Origin of the sequence: Actinocorallia sp. B10E7, from assembly GCF_039871655.1 — a bacterium.
Lineage (GTDB): Bacteria > Actinomycetota > Actinomycetes > Streptosporangiales > Streptosporangiaceae > Actinocorallia.
In genome coordinates, this window is record NZ_JBDPLZ010000006.1 from 73,730 (window position 1) to 90,003 (window position 16,274).

General features: G+C 70.5%; 15 protein-coding genes. 9 read left to right on the forward strand and 6 right to left on the reverse strand.

Translation table 11 applies throughout. The features are described 5' to 3' along the window. Positions 1–64 precede the first annotated feature (64 nt). Complete coding sequence (locus ABGB12_RS21970; RefSeq protein ID WP_347680816.1) at positions 65–643, reverse strand: TetR/AcrR family transcriptional regulator; 579 nt, start codon at positions 641–643, stop codon at positions 65–67. Between the two features lie 135 nt (positions 644–778). Between ABGB12_RS21970 and ABGB12_RS21975 the strand changes: the two genes are divergently transcribed. The 3 genes from ABGB12_RS21975 to ABGB12_RS21985 all read left to right on the forward strand — a co-directional run bounded on the left by ABGB12_RS21975 (position 779) and on the right by ABGB12_RS21985 (position 3,266). Beyond that, the gene (locus ABGB12_RS21975) at positions 779–1,393 is read left to right on the forward strand and encodes a TetR/AcrR family transcriptional regulator (protein ID WP_347680818.1); all 615 of its coding nucleotides are present in this window, start codon (positions 779–781) and stop codon (positions 1,391–1,393) included. A gap of 146 nt (positions 1,394–1,539) precedes the next feature. Then, the gene (locus tag ABGB12_RS21980) at positions 1,540–2,625 is read left to right on the forward strand and encodes a phosphotransferase family protein (RefSeq protein WP_347680820.1); all 1,086 of its coding nucleotides are present in this window, start codon (positions 1,540–1,542) and stop codon (positions 2,623–2,625) included. Continuing rightward, positions 2,622–3,266 (forward strand): TetR/AcrR family transcriptional regulator, encoded by a 645-nt coding sequence (locus ABGB12_RS21985; RefSeq protein WP_347680822.1) that lies wholly within the window; start codon positions 2,622–2,624, stop codon positions 3,264–3,266. The genes ABGB12_RS21980 and ABGB12_RS21985 overlap by 4 nt, the downstream gene beginning before the upstream one ends. On the opposite strand, the gene ABGB12_RS21990 is transcribed toward ABGB12_RS21985, so the two are convergent. Continuing rightward, a complete protein-coding gene (locus ABGB12_RS21990; RefSeq protein ID WP_347680824.1) occupies positions 3,217–3,636 on the reverse strand; it encodes an SRPBCC family protein in 420 nt (139 codons plus the stop codon). The genes ABGB12_RS21985 and ABGB12_RS21990 overlap by 50 nt on opposite strands. Positions 3,637–3,712: 76 nt before the next feature. Here ABGB12_RS21990 and ABGB12_RS21995 point away from each other — a divergent pair, with 76 nt between their 5' ends. Beyond that, positions 3,713–4,600, forward strand: coding sequence for a serine/threonine-protein kinase (locus tag ABGB12_RS21995; protein WP_347680826.1), 888 nt, complete (start codon positions 3,713–3,715; stop codon positions 4,598–4,600). A gap of 6 nt (positions 4,601–4,606) precedes the next feature. Here ABGB12_RS21995 and ABGB12_RS22000 read toward each other — a convergent pair whose 3' ends face one another. Together ABGB12_RS22000 and ABGB12_RS22005 are read right to left on the reverse strand one after the other, a co-directional pair. Further along, the gene (locus tag ABGB12_RS22000; RefSeq protein WP_347680828.1) at positions 4,607–4,957 is read right to left on the reverse strand and encodes a GNAT family N-acetyltransferase; all 351 of its coding nucleotides are present in this window, start codon (positions 4,955–4,957) and stop codon (positions 4,607–4,609) included. Between the two features lie 36 nt (positions 4,958–4,993). Beyond that, positions 4,994–5,761: a pirin family protein gene (locus ABGB12_RS22005; protein WP_347680830.1), complete on the reverse strand. Its 768-nt coding sequence runs from the start codon at positions 5,759–5,761 to the stop codon at positions 4,994–4,996. A gap of 104 nt (positions 5,762–5,865) precedes the next feature. Between ABGB12_RS22005 and ABGB12_RS22010 the strand changes: the two genes are divergently transcribed. Both ABGB12_RS22010 and ABGB12_RS22015 read left to right on the forward strand, forming a co-directional pair. Continuing rightward, complete coding sequence (locus ABGB12_RS22010; protein WP_347680832.1) at positions 5,866–6,330, forward strand: MarR family transcriptional regulator; 465 nt, start codon at positions 5,866–5,868, stop codon at positions 6,328–6,330. 66 nt (positions 6,331–6,396) lie between these two features. Continuing rightward, the gene (locus tag ABGB12_RS22015) at positions 6,397–8,025 is read left to right on the forward strand and encodes a WD40 repeat domain-containing protein (RefSeq protein ID WP_347680834.1); all 1,629 of its coding nucleotides are present in this window, start codon (positions 6,397–6,399) and stop codon (positions 8,023–8,025) included. Between the two features lie 2 nt (positions 8,026–8,027). Here the strand turns inward: ABGB12_RS22015 and ABGB12_RS22020 are convergent, their stop codons facing one another. Both ABGB12_RS22020 and ABGB12_RS22025 read right to left on the reverse strand, forming a co-directional pair. Further along, a complete protein-coding gene (locus ABGB12_RS22020) occupies positions 8,028–9,278 on the reverse strand; it encodes a metallophosphoesterase (protein ID WP_347680836.1) in 1,251 nt (416 codons plus the stop codon). A 134-nt stretch (positions 9,279–9,412) separates the two neighbouring features. Next, the gene (locus ABGB12_RS22025; RefSeq protein WP_347680838.1) at positions 9,413–12,856 is read right to left on the reverse strand and encodes a glycosyltransferase; all 3,444 of its coding nucleotides are present in this window, start codon (positions 12,854–12,856) and stop codon (positions 9,413–9,415) included. 355 nt (positions 12,857–13,211) lie between these two features. Between ABGB12_RS22025 and ABGB12_RS22030 the strand changes: the two genes are divergently transcribed. From ABGB12_RS22030 to ABGB12_RS22040, 3 genes are all read left to right on the forward strand, one after another. Continuing rightward, positions 13,212–14,021 carry a DUF1206 domain-containing protein gene (locus ABGB12_RS22030; protein ID WP_347680840.1) on the forward strand — a complete coding sequence of 270 codons (810 nt, stop codon included), beginning with the start codon at positions 13,212–13,214 and terminating at the stop codon, positions 14,019–14,021. Between the two features lie 134 nt (positions 14,022–14,155). After that, positions 14,156–15,025, forward strand: coding sequence for a PaaI family thioesterase (locus ABGB12_RS22035; RefSeq protein ID WP_347680842.1), 870 nt, complete (start codon positions 14,156–14,158; stop codon positions 15,023–15,025). 214 nt (positions 15,026–15,239) lie between these two features. Further along, positions 15,240–16,262, forward strand: a complete 1,023-nt coding sequence (locus tag ABGB12_RS22040) for a WYL domain-containing protein (RefSeq protein ID WP_347680844.1) — start codon at positions 15,240–15,242, stop codon at positions 16,260–16,262. Positions 16,263–16,274: the final 12 nt, after the last annotated feature.

The following is a 16,274-nucleotide window of genomic DNA, read 5'->3' on the forward strand; positions in this document are numbered from 1 at the left end:
TCCATTTCTTTACCTGTGGGTACAAAATAAGGGCGTGATCCGCCGAGGACCGGCGGGCCGAGGGTCAGAGGGAGTCGATCGTCGCTTCGATCACCCGGTCGAGGCGGTCGGGACCGGTGGCGACCCGGGCCAGCAGGCGCAGCCCGACGCCGGTGCTGAGCAGCATGCTCGCCAGGGCGCGGGCGTCGCGGTCGGGTGAGATCTCGCCCGACCGCTGTCCTTCCCCGACCAGGGCGCGGAAGGCGGCTTCCGTGCGGTCGAACATGCGGCGGACGAGGTCGGCCGCGATCTCGTCCGTCCCGGCCAGTTCGGCGGCGGTGTTCACGGCCATGCAGCCACGCCGGTCGGGGTCGGCGAGGTCGAGCTCGACGAGGAGGCCCAGGGTCCGGCGCAACCGCTCCCGCACCGGCCCCGGCTCCTCGATCATCTCGACCAGCGCGAGCGCCTGGCTGTCCCGGTACCGGCGGAGCGCCCTCTCGAACAGCGCGTGCTTGCCTCCGAAGGCGTTGTAGAGGCTGCCCTTCCCGATGCCGAGCGCGTCGACGAGGTCCTGCGGCGTGGTGGCGGCGTATCCCTTCCGCCAGAACACCTGCATCGCCTGTTCCACGGCGGCGTCGGGATCGAACTGCTTCGGCCTTCCCATGGCGGGGAAGGTACCAATTTATGGACCTGGAGGTCAAAAACTCTTGGTCATCACTCTCCGTAAAAAGAGGCGGGAAATAGCGATCCTCCTCGCCCCCTGAATGATCGCCCCCGATGGTTACTTAGAGTGAGAACCATGGGGGATGCTGAGGCGGAGCGGCTCATCGACGTCGCGGAGCGGCTGTTCGCCGAACTGGGGTTCGACGGGACCCCTCTGCAGCTGATCGCGGACACGGCCGGAGTCGACGTGGAGACGCTGGTCGCGCAGGTCGGGGACAAGGCCCGGATATACCGGACGGTGATGCGGCGGGCGCACCAGGCCGAGCGAGCGGCCCTGGCCGAGGCGGTGGCCGCCTTCATCCCGACCCGGCAGGGAGTGATCGCCCTGACCGACGCCTATCTCGACTTCCACGTCCAGCACCCGCGTCTCCTCTGCCTGTGGATGCAGCGCTGGATGGGCGACGCCGCCGACCTGCCCGGCCCCGAGGAGAACGTACGGACGTTGTCGGCCATGATCGTCGACACCGTGCGGGACGTGATGGCGCCCGGCGTCGACCCCGAGTACATGATCTGGACGGTCGTATGGTGCGTGTTCGGTTTCCTGTCCGGAGGGCTCCAGCATCCCGGCCCCTCCAGCTACTACGCCCGCGGAGCGCCCCTCACGCCGGAGAGCCTGGCCGATTTCCGCGCCTACCTGCACACCCTGGTCACCTACCTGACGGCCCCTCCCGACAACGAGGAAACGCGCTGACCGGCGTCACCGTTCGCCCTTGCCCACTTCGCCGCCTCTGCCTGTGAAGAGAGCCCGACATACTTTTGTGGCGTACGTACTGAGCGCCCGGTATGTTACGTGAAATGGAGGCCACCACCGGGAGCCGGTGAGAGGGGAACGAGGACATGGCGAAGCCGATGACGGCCGGTGAGCCGCGCGCCGAGGACGCGTTCGACGTGGCGGCCGTGCACCGCTGGCTGAAGACCCACCTGCCGGACCTGCCGGAGACGCCGGAGGTCAGGCAGTTCGGGGGCGGCGCGTCGAACCTCACGTTCCTGCTGGCCTACCCCGACCGGAACCTGGTGCTGCGCCGCCCGCCCCGCGGCAAGAAGGCCGCCTCCGCGCACGACATGGGCCGGGAGGTGGCCGTCCAGCGCGGGCTGGCGCCGTTCTGGCCGATGGTCCCCCGGGTGCACGCGTTCTGCGAGGACCCGTCGGTGATCGGATCCGAGTTCTACGTCATGGAGCACCTGGAAGGCGTGATCCTCGGCTTCGACCTTCCGCCCGGCCTCGAACTCGGCCCGGCGCGGGCCCGCGTACTCGGCGAGACGGTGATCGACACCCTGGCCGACCTGCACAACGTCGACGTCGAACAGGCGGGCCTGGCGGGACTGGGCAAGGGGCCCGGCTACGTACGCCGCCAGATCGAGGGCTGGTCCCGGCGCTGGCTCGGGGCCCTGACGGACGACGCCCCGGACGCCGGGCCGCTGATGGCCTGGCTGGACGAGCGGCAGCCCGACGACGTCGCCGCCCGGATGCTGCACGGCGACTGGAAGCTCGACAACCTCGTTCTCGGCGGTCTCGGCGGTCCCGGCACCGAGGAAGCCGACCGGCCGAGCATCGTCGGCGTCCTGGACTGGGAGATGGCGACCGTCGGGGACCCGCTGATGGACCTCGGCTCGTCCATGGCCTACTGGATCACCGCCGACGACGAGCCCTTCTACGCGCTCCTGCGCCGCCAACCCTCCCACCTGCCCGGAATGCCGACCCGGGAGGAGATGGTCGCCCGCTACCTGGAGCGCACGGGCCTGCCGATGGGCGACTGGCGCTTCTACGAGGTCTTCGGCCTGTTCCGCCTCGCGGTGATCGCGCAGCAGATCTGGGCGCGCTACCGCGCCGGCCAGACCACCAACCCCGCCTTCAAGGACTTCGGCGGCGCCGTCGCCGTCCTCGTCGACCGCGCGACGGGCCTGATCCGGGAACGGACATGAGCGGCGTCCCGGTGCGGGGCGAGGGCCGGGAGCGCATCATCGCCGCGGCGACCGACCTGTTCGCCCGGCAGGGCTACGAGGCCACCACGACCCGGCAGATCGCCGAGGCCGCCCAGGTCACCAAGGGCGCCCTGTACCACTGGTTCGACTCCAAGCAGCACCTGCTGATCTGCGTCTACCGGGACCTGCTGGCCGAGCAGACCGGCCGCCTCGCCGTCCTCGCCTCCGCCGACGCCCCCGTCGGGCGGCGGCTGCGCGACGTGGCCTTCGACCTCGTCGGGCACGTCGCCGACCACTTCGAGCCCCTGACGGTCTGGGCCCGCTCCATGCACCTGCTGGACGGCGAACACGCCGCCGCCATCCGCGCGGACCGCCGCCGCTACCACGAGATGTTCCGCGGCCTGCTCGCCGAAGGGCAGGCCGCGGGCGTGGTGCGCGCGGACGTCTCCGCCTCCGTCATCGCCCACGGCTTCCTCAGCACGGTCAACAACATCCACATGTGGTTCCGTCCGGACGGGCCCCTCAGCCGCCACGAGGTCGGCCGCCAGCTCGCCGTCCTCTTCCTGGGGAGCCTGCGCCCGGAGGAGGAGCTCACCCCCGTTCGGCCAGCCGAGCCAGCCTCCGCAGCCCCACCCGCATGAACACCCGGAATCCCGGCGCGGCCAGCCGCCACAGCGGCCCCAGCGGCGGCGGGTCGAGCCTTTCCCCCCACCGGACCGCGCACCCGCCCCCGGGCAGCGGAGTCGTGGTGAACCAGCCCTCGCCCCGTACGAGCCGCCCCGTGTGCGCCACGGCCACCCGGCGGCCCGGCTCCCACTCCGTGATCTCCATGGTGTCGAGGAATCCCAGCCTTCCCACCCCCGTCCAGCCCTCGACGACCGCGCCGGGCCCCGTCCCTCCCGTCGCCCGGGTGAAGGGCATCCACTCCCGGTGCCGGGGCCAGTCCGTGAGCACCTCGAAGACCCGCTCCGCCGAAGCGGAGCTCCTCACCTCGACCCGCACGCTCTTCACCGCTCCCCACCCCCGTGTCACGCGGACCTGACGCATTCATCCTCCGCTCTGTGGCGGATTCAGTAATGTGCCCACCATGGGAGTGGTCAGCACCTGGCGGGTCCCCGGATACGTCGAGGTACGGGAACTGGGCGACGGACCGTGGGGGCGGTCTGTCCTGGTTCGCCACCACAGTTCGGGCAAGCACTACGTCATCAGGTACCTCAGCGCGGCCGACGCCGAGGCGCGGCGCAGGTTCGAGGCCGAGTCCGCGCTGCTCCAGCAGGTCTTCAGCCCCTACGTGGCGCGCTGGTACGGGCACATGGACGAGGGGGACACCGCGGCGGTCCTCCTGGAGGCCGTCGACGGGGTGTCGCTGAAGGACGTCCTCACCTGGCACGGCAACCTCGCGCCCGAGGCCGCGCTGGTGGTGCTCCGCAGGTCGCTGCTGGGCCTGCAGGAGGCGCACTCGCGGGGGATCCTCCACCGCGACCACACGCCCGCGAACGTCGTGGTGCGCCGGAACGGGCTGGGCAAGCTCATCGGGTTCGGGGCCACCACGCTGGCCGGAGGGCACTCTCGCGCGGGCGGCTCGCCCTACGTGGCGCCCGAGCAGTGGGTGGGCGAGCCCGCCGTCCCGGCGACCGACATCTACGCGGCCACGTGCGTGTTCTTCGAGTGTCTCACCGGTCGCCCGCCCTTCCCCGGCACGTTGGAGGGCCACCTGTCGCTGCCCGCCCCGCTCGACCAGGTCCCGGACGTCCTGCACGGGCTGCTCTCCTCGGGTCTGGCCAAGGTCCCGCAGAGCCGTCCCGCCACGGCGTCCGAGTTCGCGGCCGAGGTGGAGAACACCGCCCTGGCCTTCTACGGGCCGGAATGGGAGCACCACGGCCTGTCCGTGCTGGCGGGCCTGGCCGGGAGCCTGGGCACCCTGATCCCGGCGGCCACGCCCCCCTTGGCCCTGGACGCGCCGCCGGTGGGGTGAGGACGGTCAGCCGGTGGGCTCGGGGGCCTCGTCCGGCTCGGACTCGAGTTCGAAGCGGGCCCTGCGGTCGGCCGGCACCAGTTCCAGGTACTCGGGGTGGCGCTGGATGTAGCGGCGCACGAACGGGCAGAAGGGCAGGACGGGCAGTCCCTGGGCGCGGGCGGCGTCCAGCCCGCCGCGCACCAGGGCCGAGCCGAGCCCGCGCCCCCCGAACCGCGGGTCGATCTCGGCGTGCAGGAACGACAGGCCGGCTCTGGTGCGCTTGTAGTCGATGAAGCCCGCGAGCTCGTCCTCCAGGAAGAGCTCGAATCTGTGGGCTTCCCGGTTCTCGGCGAACCGGGTGTTCTGCTGCTCCATGCCCTGCTCCTTCACGTCTTCGAATCGGGGGGCCGCTCAGGCGGCGACGGCGGCGTGCATCTCCCACACCAGGATCTCAGCGTCCTCGACGGCGGTGACCTTCTGGCCTCCCGTCGCGGTGAAGCGCACCGCGTCCCCGGTGTCCAGTATCCCGGCGCCTTCCAGCCGGACCTTCCCGCGCGGCACGAACAGGTGCAGGAAGGGGGCCTCGGGCAGCTGCACGCTCCGGCCGGGCTGAAGGCGGGCCGCGTACAGCGCCGCGTAGCGGTTCTTGATGCGGATGGCGGCGGCGTCCCGGTGCCTGTCCATGCCGGACGCCACCGGCACGAGACCACCGCTGAGGAGCTCGCCGTCGATCTCCAGCTGCTCGTAACCGGGGGCGATGCCCGCCTCGTCGGGCACGACCCACATCTGGACGAAGTGCACCGGCTCGTCGTGGGAGTCGCCGCCCCGCAGCCGCCAGGAGTCGTTCTTCTCCGAGTGCAGGATGCCGGTGCCCGCGCTCATCCGCTGGGCCAGGCCCGGGTAGATCACGCCGCTGTGGCCCTCGGAGTCCTGGTGGACCAGCGAGCCCTGGAGAACCCAGGTGACGATCTCCATGTCCCGGTGCGGGTGGGTGTCGAAGCCCGTGCCCGGCCGCACGATGTCGTCGTTGTTGACCAGCAGGACCCCGTGGTGGGTGTTGGCGCGGTCGTGGTGGCGGCCGAAGGAGAAGGAGTGCTTGGAGTCCAGCCAGCCGATCTCGGTGGCGAACCTCTCGCCGGAGCGGCGGATGTCGATCTGCGGGCTCGGTGTGGCGGCCATCGCGACCCTCCCAAGAAGATGATGCGTCATGTACTTTGCCCAACCTATCCGGCCCCCCGGATATTCCACAACATGATGCGTCATCTAGTTGTTACAGTGAGATCATGAGCGACACCCGGTGGCTGAGCGACGACGAACAGCGCGCCTGGCGGTCCTACCTGCGCATGCAGAACCGGCTCACCGCCGAGCTGAACCGGCGCCTCCAGACCGCCTCCGGCCTGTCCCTCGCCGACTACGACGTCCTCGTCCACCTCACCGACGCACCCGACGGCCGCCTGCGCCCCTACGAGCTGCAGCGCGAACTCCACTGGGAGCAGAGCCGCCTCTCCCACCACCTGAGCCGGATGCACAAACGCGGCCTCGTCCGGCGCGAGGAATGCGACGAGGACAAGCGGGGCGCCTACGTCCTCCTCACCGAGGCCGGACGCCAGGCGATCACCGAGGCGGCCCCCGACCACGTCGAGACCGTCCGCCGCCTCTTCGTCGACGCCCTCTCCCCCGAGCAGATCGACGCCCTGGAACGGCTCGCCGTCCAGGTCCTCACCCGCCTGGAGATCTCCGACGGGTGAAGCGGGGGACGCGGCTCGCGCCGAGCGGACGGCGAAGTGTCGGCGAGTGGCCCTACGGTGAGCCGCATGACGGGGCAGAGAACAAGAAAGCGGGCGTCATCGTCCGAAGAGGATCTCCGGTGGGGGGCCGAACCGGGAGCGGAGCCGTCCGAACGGCCGCAGGCCCCGGTCCTGGCGCTACTCGCGCTGACCGACGCGCTGATCGCCTCCCACGCCGACGGACATGTGATCGTCCACCCGGTCGGCGAGGCCCTAGGAGCACCGTGGGAGCTCTGCCGGACGGATCCCCCGCTGAGCTCCCTGGCCTTCTGCGGCGGGGAGCTCGTGGGAGCGTCCGGGAACCGCCTGGTACGGGTGGCCCCGGACGGGACCATGCCGGACCCCCTCGAACTGGACGCACCCGTGGGAGCGGTCATCTCCCGTGCGGGACGGGTCTACGCCGTCGCCGGGGACGCCGTCCACACGTTCGAGGACTGGAGGCCGGTGCACCGCACGCCCATCCCCCTGTCGAACTGCCACGACCTCGACGTCGACCGGCGCGGAAAGCACGTGGTGGTGTGCGAACGCCCGGGTAGTGGCTACGTCGTGGAACTCGGCACGGGCATCGTCGTCGGCCACTGCGGCATCACCGCGCACGAGCGGAAGACCGTCACGGAGACATACGCCCGGTTCTCTCCCGTCACCGACAACCTGTACCGGGCCTCGTCTCGGGCACACAGGGTGACGAAGCTGGCGCGGCTGGGCAAGTCAGGGCGCGCCCTGGGCTGGAAGCACAATCTCGAGCAGCCCAGCACGTGGTGCACGCCGCTGGCCTCCAGCCCCGACGGACGGTACGTCGCGTCCCGGCAGAGCGGCACCGGCGTCCTGGTGTGGGATCTGCGGACCGAACGCCAGGTGGTGTTCGCCGAGCTCGACGACGCCCGCTACCAGGAGAAGTTCACCAAGCGGATGCGCCGGGAACCCGTCGCCGTCCAGCCGTTCGGCGACGGCTCGGTGAAGGTCTCCCGGTGGGCCGCCCTCCTCGATCGGGACGGTGAGGCCACAGCCGTCGCCGTCGCTCCCGGAGCCCGTTACGCGGCGGTCGGCGGCAGGGACGGGACGGTGACCGTCATCGACGTCCGGACCAGGAGGATCGAACGCAGCGACGGTCTCGTCCAACAGCCGGCGTGCCTATCCGCGCTCGTGGAGGTCGGCGATCCCTCGGCCTGGTCGTTCACCGGCGGCTCATGGATCGGGTTCTTCCCCGAGAGGGAGCCCCATGTGGTGGACCTGGCCACGGGACAGACCATCTCCCCCGACACGGCGGACGTGCAGAACCTGACCCGCCGCAAAGAGGACGAGCCGAAACCGCCCCTGCCGGACGGTCTGCGGGCGTCGCGCGACGGAGAGCACGCCGTCGCCGCCGACATGAGGGGCTGGAAGGTGTTCTCCGTCTCCGACCTGGACACGCCGCTGCACGTCGTCGACGACCTCGAAGCCGCCCTCGCCATAACCCGTGTGGATCTGGCGGCCGGGCTGGTCGCCGGGCAGGACTACCACACCAAGCGGCTCTACGTATGGACGGTGGACGGCGAACCCGTCGCCTCCTTCGACGGGTTCGGCGAGGCGCGCGCGTCGGGATTCGCCTTCGCCGACGGAGCGCTCTGGATGATGGCCCGCAACCGGGAGGCGCTCTACCGACTCGACCTTCCCTGAGGTCAGGCCTGCCGGGAGGCGAGCTCGATCACGGTGATGTCGGAGGGCGCGCCGACCCGGACCGGCGGCCCCCACGCGCCCGCGCCGCGGGTGACGTACAACTGGGTGTCCTCATGGCGCTCCAGTCCGGCGAGAGTCGGGTTGGCCAGCCCGGCGACGAAGTTGAAGGGCCACAGCTGCCCGCCGTGCGTGTGCCCGGACAGCTGGAGGTCCACCCCGTGGCGGACGGCTTCGTGGACGGCCGCCGGCTGGTGGGCGAGCAGCACCGCGGCACGCGTCCGGTCGCGGTCGCCGAGGGCTCGGGCGAAGTCGGGCCCCTCCCCCTCGTCGGCATGCAGGTCGTTGACTCCGGCGAGGTCGAAGCCCTGCACCTCGACGCGCTCGTTGGCCAGCAGGCGCAGGCCGAGTTCCTGGACGTGCTCGACCCACTGCTCCGCGCCGGAGATGTACTCGTGGTTGCCCGTCACGAAGAACGCGCCGTGCCGGGCCCGCAACCCGGCGAGAGGCGCCACGGCGGGCTCCAGGTCGTCGACGTTCCCGTCCACCAGGTCCCCCACGACGGCGATGAGATCCGGCTGCGTCGCGTTGACCGTGTCGACGACACGCTGCGCGAAGTCCCTGCCCAGGATCGGGCCGAGGTGGACGTCGCTGACCACGGCGATCCGGAAGCCGTGCGCACCGCGCGGCAGCTTGGCCAGCGGCACCGTCAGCCGCTTCACCTTCGGCCCGCGGAGCGTCCCGTACGTCCCGTACCCGACCGTCCCGAGCGCGACCGCCGCGGCCGTCCCCGCCACCACGCGGGAGACGAACAGCCGCCGCGAAGGGTCTTCGGCCGTCACCGGCCCGGGATCCTCGACCGGAGGCTCGGGCACGTCCGTCTCCGGCACCGTCACGAGCTCGGGCACCCTGACCCGCCGCGGAACCTCTTTCTCGAGCTTCCCGTACTTCCCGCGCAGCAGCGGGCGGACGAGTTCACCGGCCGCCAACGCCAGCAGCAGGTACAGGAAGACCGCCAGCCACAGGTACCCCGGCCAGGCGATGACCTGCACGAGCCCGAACGGAACCCCCGCGTTCTCACCGACGAAAGTGGCGACGGTCAGCAGCGGCAGCCCCGCCATCACGACCCGCCCCACCCGTCGTGCGACCGACCCGCTGACCGTCGTGTCCCTGACGACCCGCCGCCAGACGTACCAGTGCAGCACCCCGAGCAGCGACAGGACGGCGACCGCCACGAGAACGAAGACGACGACCACTGCAGCACCGTTCTATGAGTCCGGGGGATTCGCGGGCGGGACGGAAGTCTCTCAGACCCGCCATGGCGGCTTCCGCCTCCGCGCCTCCAGGACAACGCGCCCGCCCGGGCCCATGTTCCCGCCGTGGAACCGCCTCAGGCGCCTGGAGGCGGAGTTCCTCGGACCCTTTCGGAACCGCCGGCCTGAGGCGCCTCCGCCAGGAGGAGCTCGGCGGCGGCGGCCCAGGTGATCTTCTCCGCGAGGCGTCGGCGCAGGACCGCCGCGCGGTCGAACGCCGCTTTCGGATCGTCCAGCGTCCTGTCGATGGCACGGGCCCAGAGCTGGGCGTCCTTCTCCTCGTCGTCCGTCACCGGGACGATCATCCGAGCCGCCTCCTCCGGCGTCAGGTGCTCGCGCAGGAGCCTGGCGAGCCCGCTGGCGTCGCTCACCAGGAGGGGGACGCCCATCCGGACGGCCTCCACACCCACGAGACCGAAACCCTCTTTGCGGGACGGCATGAGCACCAGGCTGGAACGCATCAGATCGCCGGTGAGCTTCTCGGTGTCCGCGCTGTACTCCCGGACCACGATCGTGAGACGCGGGTTCTTCGCCCAGGCGCGCAGTCGTTGCTGCTGTTCGGCGGCGCTCCCCTCGGGAGCGCCTCGGACGACGAGGTTCATGCCCGGCAATCCGCGGTCCCGCCGCCATTCCTCCACCAGTCCGCAGGCCTCGGCCGCGAGATCGAGGCCTTTGAGGCGGTGGTCTTCGGTCCGGCCGAACAGCAGGACCTTCACCGTTCCCCCCGGAGGTCCGGTGCGCGGGTCGCTGATGAGGTCGAAACCGGGGTCGAGGCGGAGCGGGGGAAGGTCGGTGCCCTCCATCTCGTTGAGGAAGGTGGTGTGCAGGTGCGGTCCGACGGCCACGACGCGATGCGCGCTCATGCCGAGCCTCCGCTCGAGGTCCGTGCGTTCCTCGGCCCGCGGACCGGCGTCGTCCGTCCGGTCGAGCTTGTACCACTCGATCTCGTCGGGGACCATGTGCACGAAATGCAGTCGGCGGGCGTTCCGATAGTGCTGCGCCACCAGGATCAAGGCTGCCGGACCGGTGATCCGGCCGTGCCCGATGACGAGGTCGGGCTCCGTCCCGCCGGGCAGGTCGGGCCGCAGGGTGAGCCGGACGGACTCCGGCACGCCCGGGGTCTCCGGGGCGGTCAGGAGCGTCACCTTCCGCTCGGCGGCGGCCGCCTTCTCCGCCTCGGTCGCGGTGAGGACCACGCAGAACACCTTCGCTCCGGCCTCCGCCAGCGCACAGCAGAGGTCCCGGTTGAACGTGCTGAGGCCGCCGTGCACGGACCACCATTCGGTCGCCACCGAGAGCACGACGGAGGGCCCGGATTTCACCCGCAGGGGAGCGGCGGGCTCGGCCGGTTCGGGCTGGGCTGAGGCGAGCGCGGGTTCCGCGGTGAAAGTGCGGGCGTACTCGATACCGGCGGAGAGCGGCTTGTCCTTCTCCACTCGCAACCGGGAGGTTCCGTCTTCGGCGCGTTCCGGGACGTGCAGGAAACCCGGGGAATAGGGGCCCTGCTCCCGGCGCGCCAACTCGTCCGCGGCGGCACGCAGCGCGGTGTCGGAAGCGGCGAGATCCCCCAGAAGGAAATGGGCCATCGCCGCGTTGTAGTGGCTCAGCGCGCGGTTCTCAGCGTCGTCGGTGAGTTCGAGGGCCAAGGCCGTCAGTCTCAGGGCTTCCCCGGGGCGCCCGGCTTCGAGAGCGAGATAGCCCAGGTTGTTGGACGACTCCCAGGTAGGCCGCAGCGTGTTGGCAGCCGAGATCAGCCGGAACGCGCGCTCGGCGTCTCCCCGTGCGTAGGCGTGGTAACCCGCGTTGAGATGGTTCCTGATGACCCCGTTCAGCCTCCGCCCGGAGTCCCGCTGCAGCCATGCCGTGATCTCGGCTTCAGGCCGCACGGGAAGCCTGACCCGCTCAACGTCGAGTCTTCCGCCGAGATCCGCGATCCGTCGCTCGGCGGCCCGGAAGGCATCTCCTTCTTCCGGAAGGTAGTTCTCGCCCGCCGCCGCGTAGACCCACCTGGTCGCGTAGTACTCCCCATAGGAGCAGTGCACGCTGATGACATCCAGCGCGTCCAGCGCGTCGCTGTCGACGATCGCCTCGTGGACGAACTCCACCGTCGCAGGGATCTCCCCGTCGGGCAGCGTCTCGAGCGCGACGAGCACGTCATCCACGTGGCCCTGGTCCATCCGCGTGCAGCAGGTCCGCAGTCTCCTGCCGGGCGGCGTGACGACCTCGCTGAGCATGCAGCTCACCCGCCGCACGAGGAGGTCCTTGAAGTCGCCCCGTCCGAAGAACTGCGGGTGGCCCTGCCTGCCGAGCTGCTTCAACGTCCAGAGCCGGATGTAGATCTCGTCGAACAGTTCGGTCTCAAGCCTCATCCGTACGGGCGCGCTGTCGCAGAGCAGACCCGAGCCGGTGAACCTCGCGTGGCACCGGTCGAAGAACTCCCTGGTGATGGCGGGCTGCTCGACCAGGCAGTAGGCGAACCACAGCTCGTCCGGGGAGGCGTGGTCGAGCGAGGAGCACAGGATGTTGAAGGCGATGAGCTCGTCCGGCGTCATCGCCCGGACGGACTGCAGCAGGATGTTGTCCAGGAATTCATGGCCGCTCTCCAGCCGGGAGCGGACGGCCTCCAGCATCTCGGCGGAGAGCCCCATCTTCGGGACCACGCCGCTCTGCCACCTGTCGAACATCTCCGAGCAGTAGAGCTGGATCTCATAGGGGTTGCCGTCGGTGAGTTTGTGGAGCTCATGCGCGGTGTGGTGGAAATCCTCGAATGTCGCCTCGCTGAGGCCGATGCTCTCCAAGGGGAATCTCATACAATTCTCGACGTCCGAGCACTCGATGAAGCGGCCGATCCTGATCTGCGTCACCTGGCGCGGCGGGCGCCCGAAGACCTCGTCGATCGCGGTGACCAGCTCCGGGGTTCCCGCCAGCACGAACGCCATGCCTGTCGTCCGGGGCCCGAGCGAACGCAGCATGGCCAGCACGTCCCCTGCTCCCGAGAGCAGTTGCGCCTCGTCCACGAGCAGCACGATCGGCTTTCCGACGGCCTTCACCAGATACTGGAAATCCGCCCGCAGGGCCGCTTCCGACACCTTTCCCCGCGGAGCCATGAGCGCGTGGCTCTCGGGGAACTCGAGCGCGAACCCCGCCTCCGGCGCCTGACCCGCGAAAACCCGCCGGACCGCGGCCGGATCGATCGTCTCGACGGTTCCCGCGACCGCGCTCACCAATTCTTCGTACAGCTTCGCGAAGAACTCCACCGGCCCGGCGGCGTCTCCCGCCACCAGGTCCACCCGCACGGGGAGCATCCCCTTCTCCTCGGCCATGCAGGCCACCCTGTTGAGGAGACTCGTCTTTCCCGCGAACCGTTTCCCGGAGACGGCGGCGAACCTGGCGGGCCTGTCCTCCGCCACTTCCTCCAGCTCCCGGCGAAGGATCTCGAGCTCTTCGCTGCGTCCGGCGAACAGTTCCCTCCCCACCGGGTCCTTGAAATCGTACGGATTCCTCAGCTCGGTCACGTCCACCCGCCCCTCCACCCTCGCGCGGATTCTAACCACCCTTCCCAAGAGCGCCAGAGCCCTTCCGAAGGTGCTTTTCCCAGACCGCCCGGCTGACGAATACGCAAGAAAAAAGCGGTCGCGCACCCCCTTTCCCGCGAAGATTGATCAACTTCTCGGGAGGCTCCTTCGGCCGACCATTTCGGCCGCCGCTCGTTCCGGTTCCGCGTTCCGGGAACCGGATCGCGGAGGAGTACGGACTGTCCTTCTGTGCCACCCCTCATAGCTGTTTGCGCGTTTTGAGCAGGTTTGTCCCGGGCAAAGGTGGCGCATGGTGAGCAGTCCGGAAAGACAGGTACGGGAAGCGTCGCAGAGTAAGACGATGGGGTTGCTGGCACGGCTGGGACTGGCCGCGCGGGGTGTGCTCTACATGCTGACGGGGCTGCTGGCCCTGCGGATCGCCTTCGGCTCCGGAGAGGAGGAGGCGGACAGCTCCGGTGCCGTGCAGACCTTGGCGGACGAGCCGGGCGGGGAGGTCCTGCTGTGGCTCGTCGTCGTCGGGCTGGCTGGACTCGCGCTGTGGCGCCTGGCGGAAGCCGCGTTCGGGCAGGCCGGGCCGGAGGGCCACAAGGCGTCCAAGCGGCTCGCCTCCCTGGGGCGCGGGATCCTCTACACCGCCCTCTTCGCCACGACGCTGCTGTTCACCATCGGGGCCGGCGGCCAGAAGTCCAGCGACTCCCGGTCCAAGGACCTCACCGGCCAGGCCATGCACGACATCCCCGGTGGGCGCTGGCTCGTCCTCCTCGCCGGGATCGGCTTCATCGCCGCCTCCGTCTGGATGGGCTGGAAGGCCCTCGCCGACAAGGACTTCATGGAGAAGCTCAGCGTCTCCGGCCGGGCCCGCGAGATCGTCGAGAAGCTCGGCATGTTCGGCTACGCCGCCCGCTCCACCGTCTACGCCGGCATCGGCGTCTTCCTCGCCTACGCCGCCGTCACCTTCGACCCCGACAAGGCCAAGGGCATCGACGGCACCCTCCGCGAACTCGCCGGCACCCCCGTCGGCCCCTGGCTCCTGGCCCTCGTCGCACTGGGCCTCGTCGTCTTCGGCGCCTACTCCTGCTGCGAGGCCCGCTGGCGTCGCGTCACCCCCGGCGGCCCCCTCCCGACTCCCCGACCCGGCCCGTCCCGGTGACGGGCCGTCGGCCTGCCGCAGGCCACTCTCCCTTCCCCGTCACCGGACCTGCCCGCGGAGAATGCGGAGCAGATCGCTAATGTCCCGGAAAGCCGAGCCGAGACGGCATGGGCACGGGAGTGAGGAGCACCACGGTGACCACGCGGAACACGAATTCCAGACCCTCCGGCCCCGGCGGGTCCGAATGGCTCTTCGGCATCGGGATGACGTTCGGGCAGGACACCCCGGCGCACGGGACGATGAGGTCGGGTCCGTGGATGACCGGCCCGGACGGAGCGCCGAACGCCGCGGCACTGGGCGTCCTCATCGACGACACCCTGACCCTGGCCGCCGTCCTCCGCCGTCCGGCGTCGCACTGGCTGGTCACCACGGAGGTGTCGATCGACCACGTCGCGCCCCTCCCCCTCGACGGCCGGACGCTCACGAGCCGCGGCGAGGTCGTGTCCGCGGACTCCGGCGGAGCGCTGGCGACGGGAACGATCCAGGACGAGTCAGGCCAGGCCCTGGCCCTGATGTCCCTACGCAGCCGTTACGTGCCCGGCGTTCCCGAGCAGCAGCCGCCCGGCATGACCGACCCGGCCCTCGCGGACGGTCCGCCGGCCGAGGAGCCCGCAAGACCCGAATACCCCGAGCCCGAGCGGAAGTCCCTGCTCTCGATGCTGGACGCCTCTCTCGAACCCGAGGACGGGCAGGTGAAGCTGCGGATGCCCGGCGATCCCTTCCTGGGCAACCTGAGGGGCACCCTGCACGGCGGAATCGCCCTGTGCGCCTCCCAGCTCGCCGCCTCCTACTGGCTCCCCGCCGAAGAAGGCATGTCCATCGCCTCCACCCGCATCACCTACCTCCGCGGCCTGGAGCTGTCCGGCCCCGTCGAGTTCACCGCCCGCCCCGTCCACCACGGCCGCACCTTCCGCCTCATCGAGGTGACCTCCCGCACCGCGTCCGGCAAGCCCGCCACCATCGCCACCGTCAGCGGCTACGCCGGGAGCGCCCGAGAGAGCTGATCCACCGCACCGCCCGCGCCGTGAGACGGCGCGGGCGTCACGGGGCGCGCTTCGTTCAGGCGGTGCGCAGGGCCGCGAAGAAGGTTTCGGCCTGGGTGATCTCGATGCGGAAGGGGCGGATGCTGGTGGAACCGGAGTTCTGCGTCGTCGTCATGGCTTCACGGTAGAAGGCATATAGGAACATTAGATTCCTAATAGCGGCATACTCTGAAGAATGCTGGAAACCTCGGCGAGGCTGCTCGCCCTGCTCTCCCTCCTGCAGTCGCGGCCGGACTGGCCCGGCCCGGAGTTGGCCGAACGGCTCGGCGTGAGCACCCGCACGATCCGCAACGACATCGACCGCCTGCGCGGACTCGGCTACCCCGTGGACGCCGCCCGCGGCCCGGCCGGCGCCTACCGGCTCGGCGCGGGCGCGAAACTCCCGCCCCTGCTGCTCGACGACGAGGAGGCCGTCGCCGTCGCGATCGGGCTGCGGGCCGGCACCGGCATCAGCGGCATCCGGGAGAGCAGCGGACGCGCCCTGGCGAAACTGGAGCAGGTACTCCCCCACCGGCTGCGCCGCCAGGTGACCGCGATCCACGAGTCGACCTCCAAGGCGCCGGAGAACAACGGCGAGAACGTCGAGGACCCCGAGGTCGACGCCGCGGTCCTCACCCAGATCGCGTCGGCGATCCGCGACCGCGAGTGGTTCCGCTTCGACTACGAGACGGAACCCGAGGCCCCGGCCGACGGCCCTCCGTCCGCGACGTCCGCCGCCTCCGGCCGCGGACTCGTCGAGCCCTACCGCCTGGTCAGCTGGCGGCGGCGCTGGTACCTCGTGGGGCGAGACCCGCGGTCCGCCGCCTGGTCCGCCTACCGGGCCGACTGGATCACCCCCCGGCCGCCGACCCGCCGCGTCTTCACCCCCGTCCCGTTGCCCGGCCTCGACTACACGAGCTTCGTCCTGCGCGACGTGGCGTCCACCGGCTGGAAGGTCCACGCCCGCATCACCGTCTTCGCCCCCGCCGAAGAGGTCCTCGCCCGCATCAACGCCACCGTCGGGGTCGTCGAGTCCGTCGACGAGAACCGCTGCGTCCTCGTCACGGGCGGGGACAGCCTGGAGATCATCGCCGTCTACATCGGCATGCTCGGCCTCGACTTCGAGGTCACCGACCCGCCCGACCTCGTCGCCCATCTGGCCGCCCTCGGCGAACGCTACCTGCGCGCGGTCGGCGGGAAACAGAGAGGACATGCTTAGATCTGATGATTT

Coding starts and splice junctions, on each gene's coding strand:
- ABGB12_RS21970 (WP_347680816.1), bottom strand. CDS start 643: ATGGGAAGGCCGAAGCAGTTCGATCCCGACGCCGCCGTGGAACAGGCG.
- ABGB12_RS21975 (WP_347680818.1), top strand. CDS start 779: ATGGGGGATGCTGAGGCGGAGCGGCTCATCGACGTCGCGGAGCGGCTG.
- ABGB12_RS21980 (WP_347680820.1), top strand. CDS start 1,540: ATGGCGAAGCCGATGACGGCCGGTGAGCCGCGCGCCGAGGACGCGTTC.
- ABGB12_RS21985 (WP_347680822.1), top strand. CDS start 2,622: ATGAGCGGCGTCCCGGTGCGGGGCGAGGGCCGGGAGCGCATCATCGCC.
- ABGB12_RS21995 (WP_347680826.1), top strand. CDS start 3,713: ATGGGAGTGGTCAGCACCTGGCGGGTCCCCGGATACGTCGAGGTACGG.
- ABGB12_RS22000 (WP_347680828.1), bottom strand. CDS start 4,957: ATGGAGCAGCAGAACACCCGGTTCGCCGAGAACCGGGAAGCCCACAGA.
- ABGB12_RS22005 (WP_347680830.1), bottom strand. CDS start 5,761: ATGGCCGCCACACCGAGCCCGCAGATCGACATCCGCCGCTCCGGCGAG.
- ABGB12_RS22010 (WP_347680832.1), top strand. CDS start 5,866: ATGAGCGACACCCGGTGGCTGAGCGACGACGAACAGCGCGCCTGGCGG.
- ABGB12_RS22015 (WP_347680834.1), top strand. CDS start 6,397: ATGACGGGGCAGAGAACAAGAAAGCGGGCGTCATCGTCCGAAGAGGAT.
- ABGB12_RS22030 (WP_347680840.1), top strand. CDS start 13,212: ATGGGGTTGCTGGCACGGCTGGGACTGGCCGCGCGGGGTGTGCTCTAC.
- ABGB12_RS22040 (WP_347680844.1), top strand. CDS start 15,240: ATGCTGGAAACCTCGGCGAGGCTGCTCGCCCTGCTCTCCCTCCTGCAG.